The following is a 19224-nucleotide window of genomic DNA, read 5'->3' as shown; positions in this document are numbered from 1 at the left end:
GTGGTTATGACACCCGAACTTGATAGCCTGGCCCGCCAAATTATTGGTTCAGCCGAAGGCGCTTCGCGCTATCTGGTTGCGCTCGCAGGGCCGCCGGGCGCAGGTAAGTCCTATCGTAGCGCTCTGCTTTGCGAGGCTATTAATCAGCTGCTTCCAGGTCAGGCGGGGCTCGTGCCGATGGACGGCTACCATTTCGACAATGCCGTGCTGGGCAAGCAGCAGTTGCCGATAAAAGGCGCGCCTCATACCTTCGATGTGGACGGGTTGCGCAGCGCCCTTGAGCGTATTCGCCAGGCGCAGCATCCGGTCGCGGTGCCCGTCTTTGATCGGCCGTTGGATTTAGCACGGGCAGGAGGGCGGCTCATCACCCTTGAGCAACGCATTGTGATTGTCGAGGGCAACTACTTGCTGCTCGACCGCTCCCCCTGGCGTGAGCTACGTCCGCTGTTTGACTGGACGCTGTTTCTGGACGTCGACGATGAGGTATTGGTGGGCCGGCTAATCCAGCGCTGGCTTGAGATGGGCCAGGACCACGCAGGGGCGCTGGAGCGTACCCACCGAAAAGATATGCTCAACGCGCAACTCGTCAAACGCTGCTCCTTACCTCCCGATCAACACTGGCACTAATGCCAATGCGCTGCTTCACCCTCTTTTTAACCGTTTTCAAATCTACCCATCGCGCCAAGCAGGTTTTGGCTGGAGAGTACCCATGACCCGACTTAATAATCACAATCTGGGCAATTTAAACGGCGATGTTGCCATACCATGCTATGAGCGTGCGAAGCTAACGCCTGGCATTGTGCATGTCGGCGTAGGCGGTTTTCATCGGGCTCATCAGGCCATGTACCTTGATGAGCTGATGCAGCAAGGGCTGGCGCTTGATTGGGGTATCGTGGGCGTTGGCGTTATGCAGGGTGATAAACGCATGCAGCAGGCGCTTGCCGCGCAGGATTACCTTTACACTCTGGTGGTGAAGCACCCTAACGGCCAGTACGCGCCTCGGGTTATCGGCAGCATGGTTAATTACCTGTTTGCCCCGGAGGACGCAGAGGCGGTCATAGAGCAGATGGCCGACCCGGCCATTCGAATTGTCTCACTCACCGTGACGGAAGGAGGCTATAACTTTCATCCAGTAACGGGCGAATTTAACCTCGAAAATTCCCAAGTGAGTGAGGATCTTGCGCACCCTGAAAAGCCCTCCACCAGTTTTGGCCTGATTGTCGAGGCGCTGGTACGCCGCCGTGAGCGCGGCATTGCTCCGTTTACCGTCATGTCGTGTGACAACATTCAGGGCAATGGCGACGTGGCCAAGCGCATGTTCACCGCCTATGCCCGTGCCCGCGACAGCCAACTGGGCGAGTGGCTTGCGTCAGAGGTTGCGTTTCCCAACGCCATGGTCGACCGCATCACTCCCGTTACCGCACAGGCGGATATTGATGAACTGTCTCAGCGCTTTGGGGTAGAAGACGCTTGGCCGGTGGTATGCGAGCCGTTTACGCAGTGGGTGCTGGAAGATCACTTTCCGCTGGGCCGTCCGCCGTTTGAGCGGGTAGGCGTGCAGGTGGTCGAGGATGTTGAGCCCTACGAGTTAATGAAACTGCGGCTTTTAAATGCCAGCCATCAGGCGCTCACCTACTTTGGCTATTTAGCGGGCTATCGCTATGCCCATGAAGTTTGCCAGGACCCCTTGTTTGTAGATTTTCTGCTCGGCTATATGCGTGAAGAGGGCTCGCCCACGTTGGCGCCTGTGCCCGGTGTCGACCTGGAAGCTTACCGCTTAACGCTGATTGAGCGGTTTGCCAACCCCGAAATTAAGGATACGCTAGCGCGGCTGTGTGCCGAAAGTTCAGACCGTATTCCCAAGTGGCTGGTGCCGGTGATCCATCATCAGTTGGCTCACGGAGGCGAGATCAAGCGCAGCGCAGCGGTAGTGGCCAGCTGGGCACGCTACGCTGAAGGAGTCGATGAGCAGGGCGAGCCCATCGAGATTGTAGATCGCTTAAAGGAAACGCTGACCGCAATCGCCGCTGAAAACCGTACCCGGCCCAGCGCGTTTATCGACAATCGTGAGCTGTTCGGCGACCTGGTCGACCATCCGCGCTTTTATGAGGCTTATGTCCAAACGCTTAATTCGCTGCATAAGCACGGCGCACGGGCTACGCTTGAGGCGCTTGTGGCATCCAAAGGAACGCTGTGATGTATATTGGTGTGGATTGCGGTACCCAGAGTACCAAGGTCGTAGTGGTTGATGTGGAGCGCGGCGTTATCCTGGGCGAGGCAAGCCGCCCGCATCGGCTGGATGAAGGTGAAAATGGCCGCCGTGAACAGGCGCCCTCTGAATGGTTAGCGGCTTTAAAAGGTGCCTTTTTTAGTGCCCTGGAGCGCGCTGGGGTCAATGCCTCGCAGGTTCGCGGTATCGGTGTGTCAGGTCAGCAGCATGGCATGGTGGCATTGGATGCTGATGGTGTGCCGGTTTACCCCGCCAAACTATGGTGCGATACCGAAACCAGCGCCCAAAACAGTGATCTTGTCGCCCGCTTGGGCGGTGAAACAGGGTGCCTGGAAAAATTGGGGCTGGTGCTACAGACCGGCTATACCGCCTCTAAAGTCGCCTGGCTGCGCGAGCATCAGCCGGACGCCTACCGGCGCATCGATAGTCTGTTATTGCCCCACGATTACCTGAACTTTTGGCTGACAGGCGAGCGTGTGACCGAAGCGGGCGATGCCTCGGGCACCGGCTATTTTGATACCCGCACGCGGTGCTGGCAGTTGGAGGTGTTTGCTGAAATAGCCCCTGAGCTTGACCCGCAACGCGTACTGCCACGCTTGTTGGAAGCTCATGAACCGGCAGGGATGGTGCGCCCACTGATTGCCCGCGAGCTGGGGCTTGGCGATAACGTGGTGGTCTCTTCAGGCGGCGGCGACAACATGCTAGGGGCGATTGGTACCGGCAATATTACCCCAGGCCTGATAACCCTTAGTCTGGGTACCTCGGGCACCGTTTGCGCTTATTCGCCTGAGCCTATTCTCTGCGATAACGCCATGGTGGCTAATTTCTGCTCAAGTACCGGCGGGTGGCTGCCGCTTATCTGCACCATGAACGTGACTTCGGCCACCACGCGGATACGTGAACTGTTTGGTTTGGATTTAACAACGTTTAGCGACCAGGTGGCCAGCGCCCCGGTAGGTGCTGAGGGCGTTACCGTGCTACCGTTTTTCAACGGTGAGCGCGTACCTATGCTGCCGGAGGCGTCGGCTGATTTTTTGGGCTTGAACAGTATCAATACCCACCAGGCAAACCTGTGCCGTGCGGTGGTTGAAGGGGCTACCTTCGGGCTGCGCTATGGGCTTGAGTTACTGGGCGATTTAACCGCAGGCGCCAGCCAAATCCGGCTGATCGGCGGCGGGGCCAATAGCCCGGTATGGCGGCAGATGGTGGCCGATATTACGGGCACGGAAGTAATATGCCCGGAGATTACCGATGCCGCTGCGCTAGGTGCGGCCATTCAAGCTGCATGGTGTGATCAACGTGCACAGGGCGTAACGCTTGACGCGTTATGTAACCGCCTCGTTCATCTTGATGCGCACTCGCTTGCGGAGCCGAACCTTGCACGCGTTGAGGCGTATCAAGAGGTCTATGCGCGCTATACGCAAGCGCTAAAGCAGCGCCATCAAAACGTATAGCGGCTTATAACATTTTCAAAAAATCGACGTGCACAGGGGTTAGCAGGCACACTGGGGGAATACTATCCAGCGGAGACGGCGATGGATGCTACCCTGCGAAGGCTACTCGACGCCCAGGCGATACGGCCAACCGGTGAATTAACGCCGCTTGGCGGTGGAGACAGTGCGGCGGTATATGCACTTGAAACCTCCCAGGGGCGGGTGGTCGTCAAGCATGATAAGGCCGAGCGCTTGCGCGGAGAAGCGGAAGGGCTACGTGCCCTTAGAGGAGCCTGCAAAACGCTTATTGTGCCGGACGTGCTAGGCCTGGATGAAGAGTGGTTGCTGCTTGAGTCGTTAAACACCCAGCCCAGCGGGCCTACCAGTGACACCCTCTTGGGTGAAGGGCTGCGTGAGCTGCATAGCGCTATTGGTGAAGCCCACGGCTGGCATGAGGATAATGCCTGTGGGCAAACGCCACAATCCAACACGCTGCATAAGAACGGGCGCGTTTTTCAGCGCGAGCGGCGCCTATTCCCGCTTAGTGATGCCTGCTTTCAACACGGTTTGATTGATCATGCACTACGCGCCCGCATCGAACACATTGCTTATCAGCTTGAAGAGTGGCTGCCAGAGGCGCCCGCAAGCCTTTTGCATGGCGACTTATGGTCGGGCAACGTATTGATCACTACCCGTGGCCCTGCCTTAATCGACCCTGCCGTTTATCGTCATTATCCCGATGTGGATATTGCCATGCTGACGCTGTTTGGTTCGCCGGGCAGCGGCTTTTTTGATGCCTACTGGGAGGGCAGTGCCCCGGCTGATTGGTCGAGGCGTGAGGCGCTGTTTCAGCTGTACCCGCTGCTTAATCATTTACTGCTTTTTGGAGCGACCTATCGCACCGGTATTGAGCAGCGCGTAGCTCTACTTGAAACCTGCGCTCACTAAGCTGAAAGCGAAGTGGCGGTAATAGCAGTAATAGATGTAGCAAAAGAAGTAGTAATAGAAGAATTACCCACTAAAGTACAAACAGTAAAATATAAACAAAGGGGCAGGGCGATAGCGTGAAGAATAGCAGAGAAGCAGTGCTGAAAATCCTGGCGTCATGCTTTGGTCCAGGCTAACAGGATGAGGCTTGACAAGCTCTTTGTTCATACAATTTGCTAGACTTCAAGTCTAGCATACATACATGAATGTAACTATAATGCCATCTTCCATAAATAGTTTACTAATAGCATTCCCATCGTTGACACCTAGAGGCACCACCATGCGACTGGCAAACTGGGCAGTCAATGCCCCTTTACGACCCTTATTACTAGCCGTTTTCACTGCGTCTATTGCGCTGCCTGCTCAGGCGGCAGACCTGATAACGGTCGCTCGTGAAGCGCTGAGCAATAACGCCACGCTAAATTCAGCTCGTGCTCAGTACTCTGGGGTCGAAGCCGGTCGGGATGTTGCGAGAGGCGCGCTGCTGCCGCAGGTGAATGCATCAGGCAACGTGGCGCACCATGAGCAATTTGAAAGTCAGTCAACGCGCACCACACCGGGCGCCGGAGGGGGAGCTGGTGTTGGAGGGGGAGATGATCGCTATAACAGCGTATCGCTGACCCTGGAAGCCACTCAAATGCTGTTTGATGAAGTGGCGCGCCAGCAATTCAATCAGGCTGATCGCGAAATCGACCAGCAGTTCTACCTGTTGGCTGCGACCGAACAACAGCTGCTTTTTGATGTTGTTAACGCCTATTTCGATATCCTTCGTGCGCATGATGTACTGACCACCCGACAGGCCCAGGAGCGTGCTATTGAACGCCAGCTGGAGCAGGCCAGTGAGCAGTTTGAAGTGGGTTTGATTGCCATTACCGACGTCGAAGAAGCACGCTCAAGCTATGATCAGACGCGTGCTAATCGGCTCGCCGCTGAGAGCAACCTGCAGGTGGCTTTTGAGGTGCTTGAGCAGTTAACCGGTCAGCGTTACCCGAACATCAACGCGCTAGGCGATGCGATGCCGGTGGTGAAGCCTTCAAGCAATCGTGACTACTGGGTTGAACAAGCGATTGAGCTTAATCCTCAAGTCCTTGCTCAGCAGGCGGGCATCGAAATTTCACGCGTGGGCGTTGATATTGCCCGTGCCGGTCGCCTGCCCACGTTCCAGGCATTCGCCAACTATCAGCATGCCGATAATGATCGCGATGCGGTTAGCGGTTATGACGCCTCCGGTCAGGTCGGGATATCGGCCAATCTGCCTATTTATACCGGTGGCAGTACCAGTGCGAGTATCCGCCAAGGCACTTACCAGTTGGAAAGTACGCAGTACGAGTTTGAGTCTCAGCGCCGTACCACGATCCAGCAAGTGCGCTCGCTCTACACCCAGGTCAGCAATAACGTTGAAACGGTAGAAGCGCGTCAGCAAACTATCGTATCAGCGCGCAGTGCGTTGGAAGCCACGCAGGTAGGGTATGAAGTCGGCACACGTAATATCGTCGATGTGCTGAATGCCGAGCAGAGTTATTACGACGCCATTGCTGATTATGCTGAGTCACGTTACGACTATGTCGTTAACTTCCTTGGGTTGCGCCAGCAGGCAGGGTTGTTGGATGTACCGGCGATCGAAGAAGTGAATGCCTGGCTAACGGATGATCAGGTGACCTTTGCAATACCTGATACCGATGGTGGCAGCTATGAGCGTGCCATGAATATTGGTGCGCCACCGACGCTGGATCGTTGATCACAACGAACCGTCGGCGCTTTTAAGACATGCTTTTAAAACATGACTTTATGAGTCGTCTGCATTCGAATAAAGCGTCATTGGACACCAGGGCTGCCGCCAGCGCCGTCAATCAACGTTTTGAAAAGATCAAGGGAACCCACGCATGAGAAAAATGATTCACTCACGCCGAGCGAGTCTAGTAACGCTGATTGCCGCGCTAGTGTTGACGGCCTGTGGCCAGGACCAATCACAAGAGCAGCAGGCCGAGCAGCCAGAGGCTCCTCCTCATAAGGTGGAAGTGGCGGAAGCCGTACGTCAGGATATTCCGTTAAATAAATCGTACCCTTCGTTACTGCGTAGCGATAGTGAAGTGACGCTGGTGGCACGTGTTAACGGTTATCTTGAAGAGCGCCACTTCCAGCCTGGCCAATTGGTGGAAGAGGGTGATTCGCTGTATACCATTGAGCCTGATCTTTACCAGTCAACGGTTAACCAGCGTGAAGCTGACCTACAAAGTGCTCGTGCCGAGTTATCCCGCGCTCAGCGTGATGCCCAGCGCTTTGAGCAACTGCTCAGCCAAAATTCTGTAAGTCGCCAGCAGTATGACCAGGCGCAGGCAGAGCAGCGCGTGGCACAAGCCAATGTTGCCCAAGCTGAGGCTGCACTACGCAGTGCTAACCTGGACCTTGGCTATTCAAATGTAACGGCTCCTGTGTCGGGCATGATCAGTTTGAGCCAGGTTAACGTTGGCAACCTGGTTACCTCAGGAACTGAGCTTGCCACTATCACCCCGCTGGACCCGCTTGAAGTGCGTTTTCAACTGCCCCAGCGTGATGCCTTTGAGCTACGCCGCCAGTTGCGTGAAGAGGGCGACTCGTCCATTACCGCGCTGTTAAGCGTGCCCGGCGTAAGCGGTGCCAGCGGGTCTGAACTTGAAGGTCAGCTCGACTTCCTGGGCTCCCGCGTGGATGCCGGTACCAGTACCGTTCAGGCGTCTGCCAGCTTTGCTAATCCGGATGGCGCTATCCTGCCCGGCCAATTTGTGCGCGTACGCCTTGATGGTCTGCGCCGTTTTAACGTAATGGCTGTACCTGAAATTGCGGTCACCCAAGGTTTAATGGGCCCTCGCGTATTTGTCCTGGATGAAAATGACCAGGCGCGCGAGCGTACGGTGCAATTAGGCGAAGTCGCTGGCCCTTGGCAGATCATTGTTGACGGCCTTGAAGAGGGCGACCGTGTGATTGTGGGCGACCCAGCAGGCATTGAGCCTGGTATGGCCATTGACCCGCAGCCGTTTGATGGCGACGCCAATGAAGTAGTTGAGCGTGTTGAAGAGGCTGACGCTCAGGAGCAACAAGAGCAAGCCGCTGCCGCTTCCCAAATGACAGAGGGTGCTGGTGATGTGCCTGCAGGGGAAGAGGAAGAGGGTACTCAATAATGAATTTCTCCAACTTCTTTATCAGCCGGCCGATTTTCGCCACGGTACTTGCGATTATCCTCACGCTGATAGGTGCCATGGCCATGCGGATACTGCCCATTGAGCAGTATCCAAGTGTGGTGCCGCCCACCGTATCTGTACAGGCTCAATTCCCAGGCGCTGACGCTGAGACGGTCGCCCAGACGGTCGCTGCACCGTTGGCAGAGGCAATCAACGGGGTAGAGGACATGCTTTACATGACCTCTAACAGCGCTGATAACGGCATTATGAGCCTGAGTGTCGCGTTTAATATTGGCACTGATGGTGATATCAATACCATCAACGTTAATAACCGTGTTCAGGGGGCGCTTTCTCAGCTGCCCGAGCAGGTTCAGGCTCAGGGCGTTAACGTTTCACTGCGCTCTGACTCGATCCTTATGTTGATCGCCCTAACGTCCCCGAACGGCGATTACAACAACGTGTATATGCAGAACTACGCCACGCTTAATATCCTCGATGACCTACGCCAGGTGCCTGGCGTAGGTAATGCCGAGGTGCTGGGAGGTGGTGAGTTTGCCATGCGTATCTGGATGGACCCTGACAAGCTGGCGCAATACGACCTCACGCCGAGTGAGGTGGCTAATGCTATCCGTTCACAAAATACCGAAATCCCTGCCGGTAATTTAGCCGCCACGCCGCAAGGTAGCCCGCGCGCTTATACGTATACCATCACTGCCGGTGGCCGTTTATCGGATACGGATGATTTCCGTAATATCTATTTGCGCACTAACCCTGATGGCTCATCGCTACGCCTGGAAGATGTAGCACGCATTGAGTTGGGGGCATCGTTTTACGGCATTGATGCACAGCTTAATGGTTCAACGATGACGCCGATCATCATCAACCAGCAGCCGGGCGCCAATGCGCTGGCCACGGCTGATGCCGTGCGTGAAACCATGGCAGATCTTTCCAACCGTTTCCCGCCAGGGCTTGAGTATGTTACGCCGTACGACACCACGCAGTTTATCGATGCGTCGGTAGAAACGGTATTGCATACCTTTATTGAAGCCTTCCTGATCGTTATCGTGATCCTGTTTATCTTCCTGCAGAACTGGCGCTTTACCGTGATTGCCATGTCGGTGGTGCCAGTGTCGGTGATTGGTACCTTTGCAGGCTTTTACCTGTTTGATTTTTCTATCAACCTGCTAACGCTATTCGCCCTGGTGCTCTCAATCGGGATAGTGGTGGATGATGCGATACTGGTGGTGGAGAACGTTGAGCGTGTATTAAGCGAAGATGACGAGGTTACCGTCAGAGAAGCAACGGTTCGTGCCATGCGCGAGGTTGGCGGGCCAGTTATTGCCACCTCACTGATCATGGCCGCTGTTTTCGTACCTGTTGCGTTTATGGGCGGCTTTACTGGGCAGATCTATCAGCAGTTCGCGATTACTGTCGCGATCTCGGTAGCGCTGTCAGCGCTAATGGCGTTGACGTTTACACCGGCGCTGTCTGCCATCTTCATCAAGCATAATTTGCATCATTCTCGCCAGTCAGCATTCAAGCGGGCGATTACTACACCTCTGCGTCTATTTGATCGCTTGTTTGCAGGTATCACCGCGGTTTATATGTGGTTTGTGGTGCGCCTAGTACGCTTTTGGGTGCTCGCCTTGGCGCTAACGATCGCAACCGGTGCCGGCTCCTACTGGTTGTACGCCAATACGCCCTCAACATTGGTGCCGGAAACCGACCAGGGCATCGTGCTGGTCAGCGTGTCGCTACCCGATGCCGCCTCGCTTGACCGCACCGAGAACTACATGGCAAAACTTAGCTCCGCTATTGAGGATATTCCCGGGGTGCAATACTCCTCGGCGATAGCGGGCTACGATATTCTTGCAGGCTCGGTCAATACGGCGCGCGGGATTATCTTTGTCAATATGGTGCCTTGGGGAGACCGTGATCTAACGGCAGCGAGCCTGGTGGGGCAAATTATGCAGCTGGGGGCCAGTATTGATGGCGGTACTGCCATGGCTTTTAACGTACCGCCGATTATGGGGCTTTCTACCACCGGTGGGTTCACCGGCTATCTGCAGTCGTTTGACGGCGCCTCACCTCGCGAGCTTTACGAAGCCTCACTACAGATTATGGGCGCGGCGAATCAGCACCCAGCGTTAAATCAGGTCTTTACCACCTTTAACGTGAACGTGCCTTCCTACCGAGCTGAAATTGACCAGCAGAAAGCGCTTAGCTATGGCGTGGCACTGGAGAATATCAACTCGGCGTTATCCAACACCTTTGGTAATGGCTTTGTGAACTTCTTTAGTTACCAAAACCGTAACTTCCAGGTGTATCTACAAAACGAGGATCAATTCCGTAAAACGCCTGACGACTTAAATAGTGTCTTCGTGCGAGGGGGCAATGGTGAGCGTATCCCGCTCTCTGAGTTTGTCACGCTGGAGCGTCAGGTAGGTCCATCGGTCGTATCACGCTTTGGCGTGTACACCGGCGCGCAGTTCCAGGGCGGCGCGGCGCCTGGCTATAGCTCTACCCAAGCCATTGAAGCCATGAATGAAGTCGTCATGGATACGCTCGGGCCTAACTGGGGCATGGGCTGGACCGGTACGGCTTACCAGGAAGCAAACATGGGTAATACAGCGATGCTTGCCATTGTGTTTGGTATCTTGATGGTCTTCCTGATCCTGGCGGCCCAGTATGAAAGCTGGTCGTTGCCCCTGGCGGTACTTACCGCAACGCCGTTTGCCTTCCTGGGCGGGATTGGAGGCATCGCGTTGCGAGGCTTGGATACCAGTGTGTATGTGCAGATTGGTATGTTGGTGGTCGTGGGGCTTGCGGCGAAGAACGCGATCTTGATCGTGGAGTTTGCCGAACTGCAGCGTAAAGAGCAGGGCAAAACGATTCGCGAAGCCGCGATTACGGCCGCTGAGCTGCGTTTCCGTCCTATCGTCATGACATCGCTTGCGTTTATTTTTGGTACCTTGCCACTGGCCTTGGCAACCGGCGCCAGCGATGTAAGTAGCCACCATATCGGGACAACCGTTGCGGTGGGCATGGCCTCTGTGGCCGTTTTGGGAAGCGTGTTTATTCCCAGCTTCTACGCCATGATCGCCACTGTGTCCGATTGGCTCTATCGTAAACGTCATCCGGATCGCGATAACCAGAAACCGGCACTGGAGCACGACCAGCCGTAACCGCGTTTCACCACTAATGAGCGGGCACTACCGAAAGGGAGTGCCCGTTTTTTTATGCTGTAATGATTCGCATCAAGGCTGCCAAGGGCAAAAAAGAATAGTTTGGACTATGCTAAAAGAGACCACACGTTTTTAGCCTGGACCCATCATATACGCCCAGGCGGAAACAGCACCGGACGAAATGTCTGGAGGAGGACACGCCATGCAACCTGTTATTTCTGCTGCGCTACAGTTTCCAACCATTGTATTTACGTTTCTAATGGGGCTGTTAGCGCTGTATTGGATGTTGGTGCTGCTTCGAATAGCCCCTCTTGAGTTATTTGAGCGCGACAGCCTGCGCGATGATCACATGGCCAGTACGCTGGTGTCGTTAGGGTTTGCAGGGGTGCCAGCGACGCTTGCGCTGACGTTTCTTGTCGTGATTGCGGGGAGTTTGGCATTAGCGGTAGAGCTTTTAGTGTTGCGTTGGCTATCGCTGGGCATGTTGCGCGTGCCGGTAGGCGTGCTGATCCTGTGGGTATCCTTTGCTGTTGCTTCACCCGTTGCCGCCGTCTTATGCCATCGCTTACACCGGGGCTTGCATCGCTATCAGCCCTTTACGCGGCGCTGCCTGTTGGGTTCGACGGTTATCGTGTCCGGGCGTCAGGGCGATGGATTTGCCATGGCAGTGATTGAAAACGAGCCCAATAGCCATGTCAGGCTGCACTGTAAAGAAGGGGATTGCCCACAAGAGGGCGAGCGTCGTGTTCTGGTGAAATACCTCGCTGGTGAGAGCGCTTATCGCAGCGTAATGGAACAAACCTATCTGGATACTCGGGTACGTTTAAATAAGCTGCGTCTTCGCTATCACCACCAGGGTGAAGGCTACTCAACCTAACGTTATTAGCGATTAACGTTCACTACTCGCACCCGCGCCGCCACTGCCTTGTTAGCCATTGCCTTATGGATGACATGTCTGTGGCGGTGTAGCTTTACCCAACGGTGTTGAATGCTGGCCACTAATCACCACAATAGAGGGTCATTCCAGTAGAGGCAGGTTGCTGCATTGCAGCGGATGGCATGGATTCGGGTTTGTACGAAAAGTTGCTGAGCGAAGGCCAGACAAGGCAAAAATCAGCGAAAAAACGGACCGAGCTCGCGCACGAGTTTACATGTGTAAATGAGTATTTTGATCGGACTCGCGCACGAGCTGATTTTTAACGCCGTATGGTCGAGCGTAAGCAGTTTTCGTGCAAAGCCTAGCGTTGCATAATGCGTATCAATGTATCAATCAGTTCGCCGCCGCGTTGGCGTATGGAGAACGTATCCGGTGTGCGTAGCCAGTCGTGGAAAAGGCCTCCCAGTGTCGACTGCAACATGCGCGTCGCCACCTCTGGTGTCACATCTTCACGCAGCAGCTGCTGATGCTCCGCTTCTTTGAACACAATCAGCATTTCTGAATAACACTCTTCACCTATATCATCCTGCATGGCAAGTGGGTTGATATCGCTAAAAAACTCGCAGCGGTGGAGCAAAATGGAAAGAATCCGCTGGTGAGAAGGTTGCTCAAGACGCGCCAGACCTGCATGACAGGCAAGCCGGATGGCCTCCATCGGAGAGATAGTTTCATCGGCCTTGCTGACAGCTTCCATTAGCGACTGGAACGGCATGTGTACGCGCTCCACCAGTGCCATAAACAAGTCGCCCTTGTTTTTAAAATGCCAGTAGACCGCGCCACGGGTTAATCCCGCATGGCGAGCAACCTGCTCAAGAGACGTGCGTGCAACACCCTTTGCAAAAAATACCTCTTCGGCCGCATCCAGCAACGCTTCTCGGGTAGCAGCGGCTTCCGCTTTGGTCTTTCTCGCCATGGAAACGCAACCTCATTAATGACACAAGATGAACATATTTTATCCGATATGGTGTAATTTTTACATTCAAAACTGTATGGATAGATGATTAAACGCATGGCTTGTGTTATCAAAACCTCATGTCTCGAAACCGCTGGGGCTCACTGCGTGCGGTAGGCGCATCGCCATGCCCTCATTAATGCCATTTTCTTAGTGGTTAATCACGCTGAAAAAAGGAGACTCAGGATGGCGCGAGCACCTTTTCAACTTGCCGGGCACACCATACTGCCTGGCCAACGTTCCCAAATTGATGTGCCGGTGGCGCGTCTTTATACCCATACCCCCCTGCATATTACGGTCGAAGTGGTACACGGACGTAAAGAGGGGCCCGTTATATTGGTGTGTGGTGGCATTCACGGGGATGAGATCAATGGCGTTGAAATTGTACGTCGCTTATTACGCTCAAAGGCCATCAAAAGCCTAAGAGGTACCTTGATTGCCGTGCCGGTGGTTAACGTTTTTGGCTTCCTGCAGCAAACGCGCTACCTGCCTGACCGACGCGATCTCAACCGCTGTTTCCCGGGCAGTGAAAACGGCTCCCTCGGGGGGCGAATCGCGGCGCTATTTCGCGAGCAGATTGTCGATCAGGCGACGCATATTATTGATCTTCATACCGGCGCAATTCATCGCACGAACCTTCCCCAAATACGCGCGCAGTTAAGTCCTGGCAGTGAAACCGAGCGCATGGCCGATGCCTTCGGCGCGCCGGTGATTCTGAATGCAGAGCTGCGCGAAGGTAGCCTGCGTCACTATGCACAAACGCGTGGCATTCCGGTACTGACTTATGAGGCGGGGGAAGCGCTGCGCTTTGATGAGTGGGCCATTGCCCCCGGTGTACGCGGCGTACTGCGTGTAATGCGCCGCCTGGATATGCTGACCGGCGAACAGCGGCGCCGCTCGCCAGCGCCTGCCGAGCTTGCCAATGGGTCCAGTTGGGCGCGTGCACCTATCGACGGTATTTTAAGGCCCAAAGTGCGCCTGGGCGCGCGTGTCGCCAAGGAGGAAGTGCTCGGTATAGTGGCCGACCCATTTGGCAATCAAGAAGGCGAGGTCAAGTCGATGGCCGATGGCATTGTGATTGGCATGAGCCGACTGCCGTTAGCCAATGAAGGTGAGGCGCTTTATCACATTGCTCGTTTTGATGAGATAGAAGAAGCCGAAACGGCGATTGAGAGCTTTCAATCAAGCCTGACACCGCCCCCGGACGCACTCTATTAAATGTTTGATAAGCGCCATAAAAAAAGCTTATTAGCGCAATAGCCAAGCAGTACATGAGATAGCTGGCGGGAAGCAGTTCCTTTGACTATACCTATGAGGGAGTGGTTATCCTAAATTAAAAATAATAAGCACAAATGTATGATTTGTTTCTATAAAGCGGTGCCTTGAGTGCCGTGCGAGCCGTGACATGGAGAAAAAGCGATGACGAGCGATAAACCCAAGCATACGACGACAGGGGCTGGCATTCCGGTATCCAGTGATGAACACTCTCTTTCGGTAGGCCCGGATGGCCCGATTGTACTGCACGATCATTTTCTGATGGAGCAAATGGCGGCTTTCAACCGCGAGATGATCCCCGACCGCCAACCACATGCCAAGGGTAGCGGCGCTTTTGGCCACTTTGAAGTCACCCATGATGTCAGTAAGTACACTAAAGCCAAGTTTCTGAAAAAAGGCACAAAAACAGACGTACTCATTCGCTTCTCAACGGTCGCAGGGGAAAGCGGCAGCCCGGATACTTGGCGTGATCCACGCGGGTTTGCGGTGAAGTTCTATACCGAAGAGGGCAACTTCGACATGGTGGGTAACAATACCCCTGTGTTCTTTGTCCGCGATCCGATGAAGTTCCAGCACTTTATCCACTCGCAAAAGCGTCGCGCCGATAACGGCCTGCGTGACCACGATATGCAGTGGGATTTCTGGACGCTGGTGCCGGAGTCCGCCCACCAGGTGGCTTGGCTAATGGGCGACCGCGGCGTGCCTGCTACGTGGCGGCACATGAACGGTTACTCCAGCCATACCTATATGTGGGTGAACGATGAAGGTGAGCGGTTCTGGGTGAAGTATCACTTCAAAACCGACCAGGGCATCAAGTGCATGACCCAGGAGCAGGCCGACCAGATGGCCGGTAGCGATGCGGATTACCACCGCCGTGACCTGTTTGAAGCCATCAAACGCGGCGAGTATCCCACCTGGACACTGCAGATGCAGATCATGCCCTTCGAGGATGCCAAAACGTATCGCTACAATCCTTTTGATCTCACCAAGGTGTGGCCCCACGCCGACTATCCGCTGATGGAAGTGGGTAAGCTAACCCTTAATGAAAACCCCACCGACTTCCATAGCCAAATCAATCAGGCTGCCTTCGAGCCTAACAACATGGTACCCGGCACTGGGCTTTCACCCGACAAGATGCTGCTGGCGCGCTCAATCTCCTATGCCGATGCGCACCGAGCTCGCTTGGGTGTGAACTACAAGCATATCCCGGTCAATACACCCAAGAGCCCGGTCAATAGCTATACCCAGGGCGGGGCGATGCGGGTGCATAACGCAACGGACCCGGTATATGCGCCGAACAGCAAAGGCGGCCCCAAAGCCGATGGCGAGCGCTTCCCGGAAGATGCCGTATGGGCGACCAGCGGTGAGCTTGTACGTACCGCCTACACGCTGCGTAAAGACGATGACGACTGGAGCCAACCGCATACGTTGGTGCGTGAGGTAATGGATGACGCCGCACGTGACCGGCTGTTATCCAACGTGGTGGGGCACTTGTCGGGTGGCGTAACAGAGCCAGTGCTGGAGCGCGCCTTCGAGTACTGGCGTAATATCGACCAGGAAGTTGGTGAGCGTATCGAAAAAGGCGTGCGCGGCAACTAAACCACGCAAACGTGGATTAATCGCCGTCCACCACAGCCCGCTACGTTAAGACGTGGCGGGCTGTTCTCGTTCTGGCATCGGCGCTTGTGATGGCTCGTTAACTAACCCGATAGCATCATCAAATAAGAGTAACCCAGCGCCTTCTTTATGTGCGTGCTCCGATAGAAGACGCCGAAAACGCCGACCGCCAGGGCAACCCTGAAAAAGCCCCAACAGATGACGGGTAATATGGTTAAGCTTCGCGCCTTCATCCAACCGCTGCTGAATATACGGGCGAAATGTCCGGGCCGCCTCAACCCGGCTAGCGGCTGGGCCGGGCACGCCATAAAGCAACGTATCTACCTCAGCCAGTAACCAAGGGTTTTGGTACGCTTCACGGCCAATCATCACGCTATCCACACGCTCAAGCTGTGCCTGACACTCTTCAAGCGTTTTAATCCCACCGTTGATGCCGATATGCAGCTCAGGGCGGTCCTGCTTTAAACGGTGCACACGCGGGTAATTGAGCGGCGGCACGTCGCGGTTCTCTTTGGGCGATAGGCCTTTCAGCCACGCCTTGCGCGCATGCACAGTAAAAATTTCACAACCGGCATCTGCGACTATGTCGATAAAGCGCGCCAGGTCGGCGTCTTCATCCTGCTCATCAATCCCGATACGGCACTTCACCGTAACCGGAATCGAGACGGCCGCCTGCATGGCGCGCACGGCATCAGCGACTTTTTCCGGGTAGCCCATCAGGCAAGCGCCAATCATGTTGTTCTGCACCCGGTCGCTTGGGCAACCTACATTCAGGTTAACCTCGTCATACCCCCACGCCTCAGCAATCGCCGCGCACTCGGCAAGCTCCCCTGCATCGCTACCACCAAGCTGTAAGGCAATGGGATGCTCCACATCGCTATAGCCCAAAAACCGCTCACGCGGCGAGCCATGCAAAATAGCGCCCGTCGTCACCATCTCGGTATACAGCAGCGCCCGCTTGGTTAACGTACGTGCGAACGCCCGGTAATCGCGGGTTGTCCAGTCCATCATAGGGGCCACAGAAAAGCGGCGGGCCGCATCTGCTGGGCTTAACTTTTTCATATCAACCATTTGCATCTTTTTGATGCCGTATATAAATACACATATTCAATACCCTTTGATACGGTACATAGGTGTACTTGGTGTACCTGATTCGTACCTTGGTTACGTAATCAGATAATTATCTAAAAAGGGGGTACACCAAAGCGACGTATCAAAAGCGGAGGATTCGTTGGCGGGCAATTGTACGCAAGAAAGGGTAGCCAGTACAAAGCAAGACGTTTTTACCAAGCTGCATGTGGTTGGGCATAGGCATTCGAGAGTGGGTTACTCACATCGCTTCGTAATCGCGTCATTGAATTTGAAAAAAAATGCATAAAAGCATCAAAAAAAGCCACCTGTAACAGATGGCCTTTAAGAGGTTCTTTGCACGATGCAGGAGCCGTTAAGGTTGCAGGCGTAAACTACTCGCTTCCTTTCGGGTCGGCTTCATCAGACTGCTGATCGATATTGTCTTTATGAACGCGCTTTTCTTTAACGACTTGAGCGCCTGGAATGGGCGCTGCTTTGCCTGACGTGTTGTGGCCAGGCTCTGAGCGAGCGCCTGGGCTCTTCTGGTTATCAACGTTTTCATCTGGCCGATAAGGGCGCGGCTCATCATGGTGAGACGCTTTTTGGGTGGCATCATCGCCACGAGGAGTATCTTTATTAACGACCTCTTTGGCTTTTTGAGCTTCTTCATTCTTGTTACGCTGTTTATCCTGTCCATGGTTCATGACGTACTCCTTTGTATTCCGAGCCTTCGCTTTGAAAAAGCCAACGTGGCTCTTTCTGCTTACAGCGTAGAACAGCCCTCTGAAACCTGCAGGCCCAAAAAAGCACGGTTAGATGCTTTGCCACACCCTACTACGCAGATACTAAAGTCGCCCAAACATGCTCATAAGCGATAGATAGCGCGACGCCCATCAACAGCACCGCCATTATCTGATTAAAGCGTTTAAAGAAGGCGGGGTTGTCAATTCGGTTACCGACCAGGCTACCTATCCACATGTAGCTTCCAGGGGCGCCTGCGGCCAGTAGCGCTAATCCCATCGACCAAACTACCAAGCCAGGCCCTTGAATGCCCGCCGCGGGAAACTGCAGTGTGGCGATGGGGAGTGTCGCCACAATTCCTTTGGGGTTCAGCAATTGCAGAATGAGGCCGTCACGATAGCGAAGGGTGAGTGGCGAGCTGGATACGGCATTAACGTCAATGCGCGCTCTCGCAATGTGTATGGCAAGGTAAATAATATAACCACAGCCGAAAACGCTAACCGCGATGAGTAGGCGCCCATCAATCCACGCAGCACCCGCCCAGCCGAAGAGTAAAAACAGTAATAGCATCGCCGTGCCCACGCCCAGGCAGAAACCCAGCGACGTTTTTGCCTGCCCATTAACGCCTGTATTTAACCCCATCAGGTTCACAGGCCCAGGCGAGTACATGATGCCCACGGCATAAGCGATAATAGCTAACATAAAAGCTCTCTGGTTAGTCGTTAAGGTGGTGCTGGTATTGGTGGGGAGTAAGGCCATAAATACGTTTAAAGCGACGGTTGAAATGGCTAAGGTCGGTAAAGCCGTAGCGAAACGTCACCTCACTAAGCGATGCGCCTTTTTCAAGTGCGCTGCACGCCGCATTAACCCGGCAGTTGATGACGTACTGGTAGGGCGTGATGCCCAACTGCTGACGAAACAGTCGTAAGAAATGAAACTTGGAAAGGTGTGCCGCTTGGCTAATCGCTTCAAGCGAGAGGTCGGTATCCAGGTGCGCGTGGATATACTCTTTGGCCAAGCTGAGAAGTGCGTCGGGCCTGCTAGAGGTATGCCCAGGCTGGTAAGCACCGCCTAGTTGGGTGATTCGTTCAATAACTTGATAGAGCGCGTTTTCCTGGTCGATCTGGCTGCCGGTTGATGTGGTAATCAATCGGGCAACGTTGGTTATCCACTCGCGTAGTGCCATGTCTTGCACCAGCGTACTGTCGAATCGAAAGTGGGATGCTGTTTCCTGCCCCAGGGCGTCGTCAAATAGGGCCTTAACTTGAGCGGGATGAACGTACAGCATGACGTAGTCGAGCGTGCGGTCGCCGCCTGGTTGGCCGTCGTGAATGTCATCCGGGTTAAAGATAATTACATTACCTGGTGGGCTACGGTGATATTGCCCACCGCTGAAAAAGTCCTGACGACCTGACAGCGTCACCCCAAAGGCGTACTCCTCATGCGCATGAGGGTCATAGCGAAAATCGAACATCGCTGCCTGTAGCGTTTTCAGCGTGGGGATGTGCTGGCTTTTAGTGAACTGAAAGCGGCTTGCCGATTTTCCCATTGCTAAGCCTCCGTCTATCCAAATGTCATTGCGCTAGTTTAACGCTCACGTGTTAGCGCAGCTTGTACAAAATTGCGCTTTATAAGTGT

At 54.5% G+C, this 19224-nt stretch carries 15 protein-coding genes; 10 read left to right on the top strand and 5 right to left on the bottom strand.

The window, feature by feature from the left end; translation table 11 throughout:
• Window positions 1–6 precede the first annotated feature (6 nt).
• The 8 genes from INT20_RS13440 (at window position 7) to INT20_RS13405 (ending at window position 11870) form a co-directional block, all read left to right on the top strand.
• Entirely contained in the window at window positions 7–627 is a 621-nt protein-coding gene (locus INT20_RS13440; RefSeq protein ID WP_193053963.1) for a nucleoside/nucleotide kinase family protein, read from the top strand.
• An 82-nt stretch (window positions 628–709) separates the two neighbouring features.
• Entirely contained in the window at window positions 710–2197 is a 1488-nt protein-coding gene (locus INT20_RS13435) for a mannitol dehydrogenase family protein (RefSeq protein ID WP_193053962.1), read from the top strand.
• Window positions 2197–3684, top strand: a complete 1488-nt coding sequence (gene xylB / locus INT20_RS13430; protein WP_193053961.1) for a xylulokinase — start codon at window positions 2197–2199, stop codon at window positions 3682–3684. Before INT20_RS13435 ends, xylB begins: the two co-directional genes overlap by 1 nt.
• Window positions 3685–3765: 81 nt before the next feature.
• Window positions 3766–4611 (top strand): fructosamine kinase family protein, encoded by an 846-nt coding sequence (locus INT20_RS13425; RefSeq protein WP_193057094.1) that lies wholly within the window; start codon window positions 3766–3768, stop codon window positions 4609–4611.
• A 319-nt stretch (window positions 4612–4930) separates the two neighbouring features.
• On the top strand, window positions 4931–6388 hold the full coding sequence (locus INT20_RS13420; protein ID WP_193053959.1) for a TolC family outer membrane protein: 1458 nt from the start codon (window positions 4931–4933) through the stop codon (window positions 6386–6388).
• Window positions 6389–6533: 145 nt separating this feature from the next.
• A complete protein-coding gene (locus tag INT20_RS13415; protein WP_193053958.1) occupies window positions 6534–7808 on the top strand; it encodes an efflux RND transporter periplasmic adaptor subunit in 1275 nt (424 codons plus the stop codon).
• On the top strand, window positions 7808–10993 hold the full coding sequence (locus INT20_RS13410) for an efflux RND transporter permease subunit (protein ID WP_193053957.1): 3186 nt from the start codon (window positions 7808–7810) through the stop codon (window positions 10991–10993). The genes INT20_RS13415 and INT20_RS13410 overlap by 1 nt, the downstream gene beginning before the upstream one ends.
• Window positions 10994–11195: 202 nt before the next feature.
• Window positions 11196–11870 (top strand): hypothetical protein, encoded by a 675-nt coding sequence (locus INT20_RS13405; protein WP_193053956.1) that lies wholly within the window; start codon window positions 11196–11198, stop codon window positions 11868–11870.
• A 361-nt stretch (window positions 11871–12231) separates the two neighbouring features.
• On the opposite strand, the gene INT20_RS13400 is transcribed toward INT20_RS13405, so the two are convergent.
• Window positions 12232–12843, bottom strand: a complete 612-nt coding sequence (locus INT20_RS13400) for a TetR family transcriptional regulator (RefSeq protein WP_193053955.1) — start codon at window positions 12841–12843, stop codon at window positions 12232–12234.
• A gap of 225 nt (window positions 12844–13068) precedes the next feature.
• On the opposite strand from INT20_RS13400, the gene INT20_RS13395 reads away from it, so the two are divergent.
• Complete coding sequence (locus INT20_RS13395) at window positions 13069–14100, top strand: succinylglutamate desuccinylase/aspartoacylase family protein (protein WP_193053954.1); 1032 nt, start codon at window positions 13069–13071, stop codon at window positions 14098–14100.
• 201 nt (window positions 14101–14301) lie between these two features.
• On the top strand, window positions 14302–15756 hold the full coding sequence (locus tag INT20_RS13390) for a catalase (RefSeq protein WP_193053953.1): 1455 nt from the start codon (window positions 14302–14304) through the stop codon (window positions 15754–15756).
• Window positions 15757–15801: 45 nt separating this feature from the next.
• On the opposite strand, the gene dusA is transcribed toward INT20_RS13390, so the two are convergent.
• The 4 genes from dusA to INT20_RS13370 form a co-directional block, all read right to left on the bottom strand.
• Complete coding sequence (gene dusA / locus INT20_RS13385) at window positions 15802–16851, bottom strand: tRNA dihydrouridine(20/20a) synthase DusA (protein ID WP_226912175.1); 1050 nt, start codon at window positions 16849–16851, stop codon at window positions 15802–15804.
• 386 nt (window positions 16852–17237) lie between these two features.
• A complete protein-coding gene (locus tag INT20_RS13380) occupies window positions 17238–17549 on the bottom strand; it encodes a hypothetical protein (RefSeq protein ID WP_193053951.1) in 312 nt (103 codons plus the stop codon).
• Between the two features lie 130 nt (window positions 17550–17679).
• On the bottom strand, window positions 17680–18288 hold the full coding sequence (locus INT20_RS13375) for a LysE family translocator (RefSeq protein ID WP_193053950.1): 609 nt from the start codon (window positions 18286–18288) through the stop codon (window positions 17680–17682).
• A 13-nt stretch (window positions 18289–18301) separates the two neighbouring features.
• Complete coding sequence (locus INT20_RS13370; protein WP_193053949.1) at window positions 18302–19135, bottom strand: AraC family transcriptional regulator; 834 nt, start codon at window positions 19133–19135, stop codon at window positions 18302–18304.
• Window positions 19136–19224 lie beyond the last annotated feature (89 nt).

The organism is Halomonas citrativorans (assembly GCF_014898005.1).
Lineage (GTDB): Bacteria > Pseudomonadota > Gammaproteobacteria > Pseudomonadales > Halomonadaceae > Vreelandella > Vreelandella citrativorans.
Note: the sequence above shows the minus strand (reverse complement) of the source record. Positions and strands in the feature narration are given on the sequence as shown.

Excerpts from the sequence above, each read along its gene's own strand:
- INT20_RS13400 (WP_193053955.1), bottom strand. The coding sequence starts at position 12,843 with ATGGCGAGAAAGACCAAAGCGGAAGCCGCTGCTACCCGAGAAGCGTTG.
- INT20_RS13375 (WP_193053950.1), bottom strand. The coding sequence starts at position 18,288 with ATGTTAGCTATTATCGCTTATGCCGTGGGCATCATGTACTCGCCTGGG.
- INT20_RS13405 (WP_193053956.1), top strand. The coding sequence starts at position 11,196 with ATGCAACCTGTTATTTCTGCTGCGCTACAGTTTCCAACCATTGTATTT.
- INT20_RS13425 (WP_193057094.1), top strand. The coding sequence starts at position 3,766 with ATGGATGCTACCCTGCGAAGGCTACTCGACGCCCAGGCGATACGGCCA.
- INT20_RS13415 (WP_193053958.1), top strand. The coding sequence starts at position 6,534 with ATGAGAAAAATGATTCACTCACGCCGAGCGAGTCTAGTAACGCTGATT.
- INT20_RS13410 (WP_193053957.1), top strand. The coding sequence starts at position 7,808 with ATGAATTTCTCCAACTTCTTTATCAGCCGGCCGATTTTCGCCACGGTA.
- INT20_RS13440 (WP_193053963.1), top strand. The coding sequence starts at position 7 with ATGACACCCGAACTTGATAGCCTGGCCCGCCAAATTATTGGTTCAGCC.
- xylB (WP_193053961.1), top strand. The coding sequence starts at position 2,197 with ATGTATATTGGTGTGGATTGCGGTACCCAGAGTACCAAGGTCGTAGTG.
- INT20_RS13435 (WP_193053962.1), top strand. The coding sequence starts at position 710 with ATGACCCGACTTAATAATCACAATCTGGGCAATTTAAACGGCGATGTT.
- INT20_RS13370 (WP_193053949.1), bottom strand. The coding sequence starts at position 19,135 with ATGGGAAAATCGGCAAGCCGCTTTCAGTTCACTAAAAGCCAGCACATC.
- dusA (WP_226912175.1), bottom strand. The coding sequence starts at position 16,851 with ATGCAAATGGTTGATATGAAAAAGTTAAGCCCAGCAGATGCGGCCCGC.
- INT20_RS13390 (WP_193053953.1), top strand. The coding sequence starts at position 14,302 with ATGACGAGCGATAAACCCAAGCATACGACGACAGGGGCTGGCATTCCG.
- INT20_RS13380 (WP_193053951.1), bottom strand. The coding sequence starts at position 17,549 with ATGAACCATGGACAGGATAAACAGCGTAACAAGAATGAAGAAGCTCAA.
- INT20_RS13420 (WP_193053959.1), top strand. The coding sequence starts at position 4,931 with ATGCGACTGGCAAACTGGGCAGTCAATGCCCCTTTACGACCCTTATTA.
- INT20_RS13395 (WP_193053954.1), top strand. The coding sequence starts at position 13,069 with ATGGCGCGAGCACCTTTTCAACTTGCCGGGCACACCATACTGCCTGGC.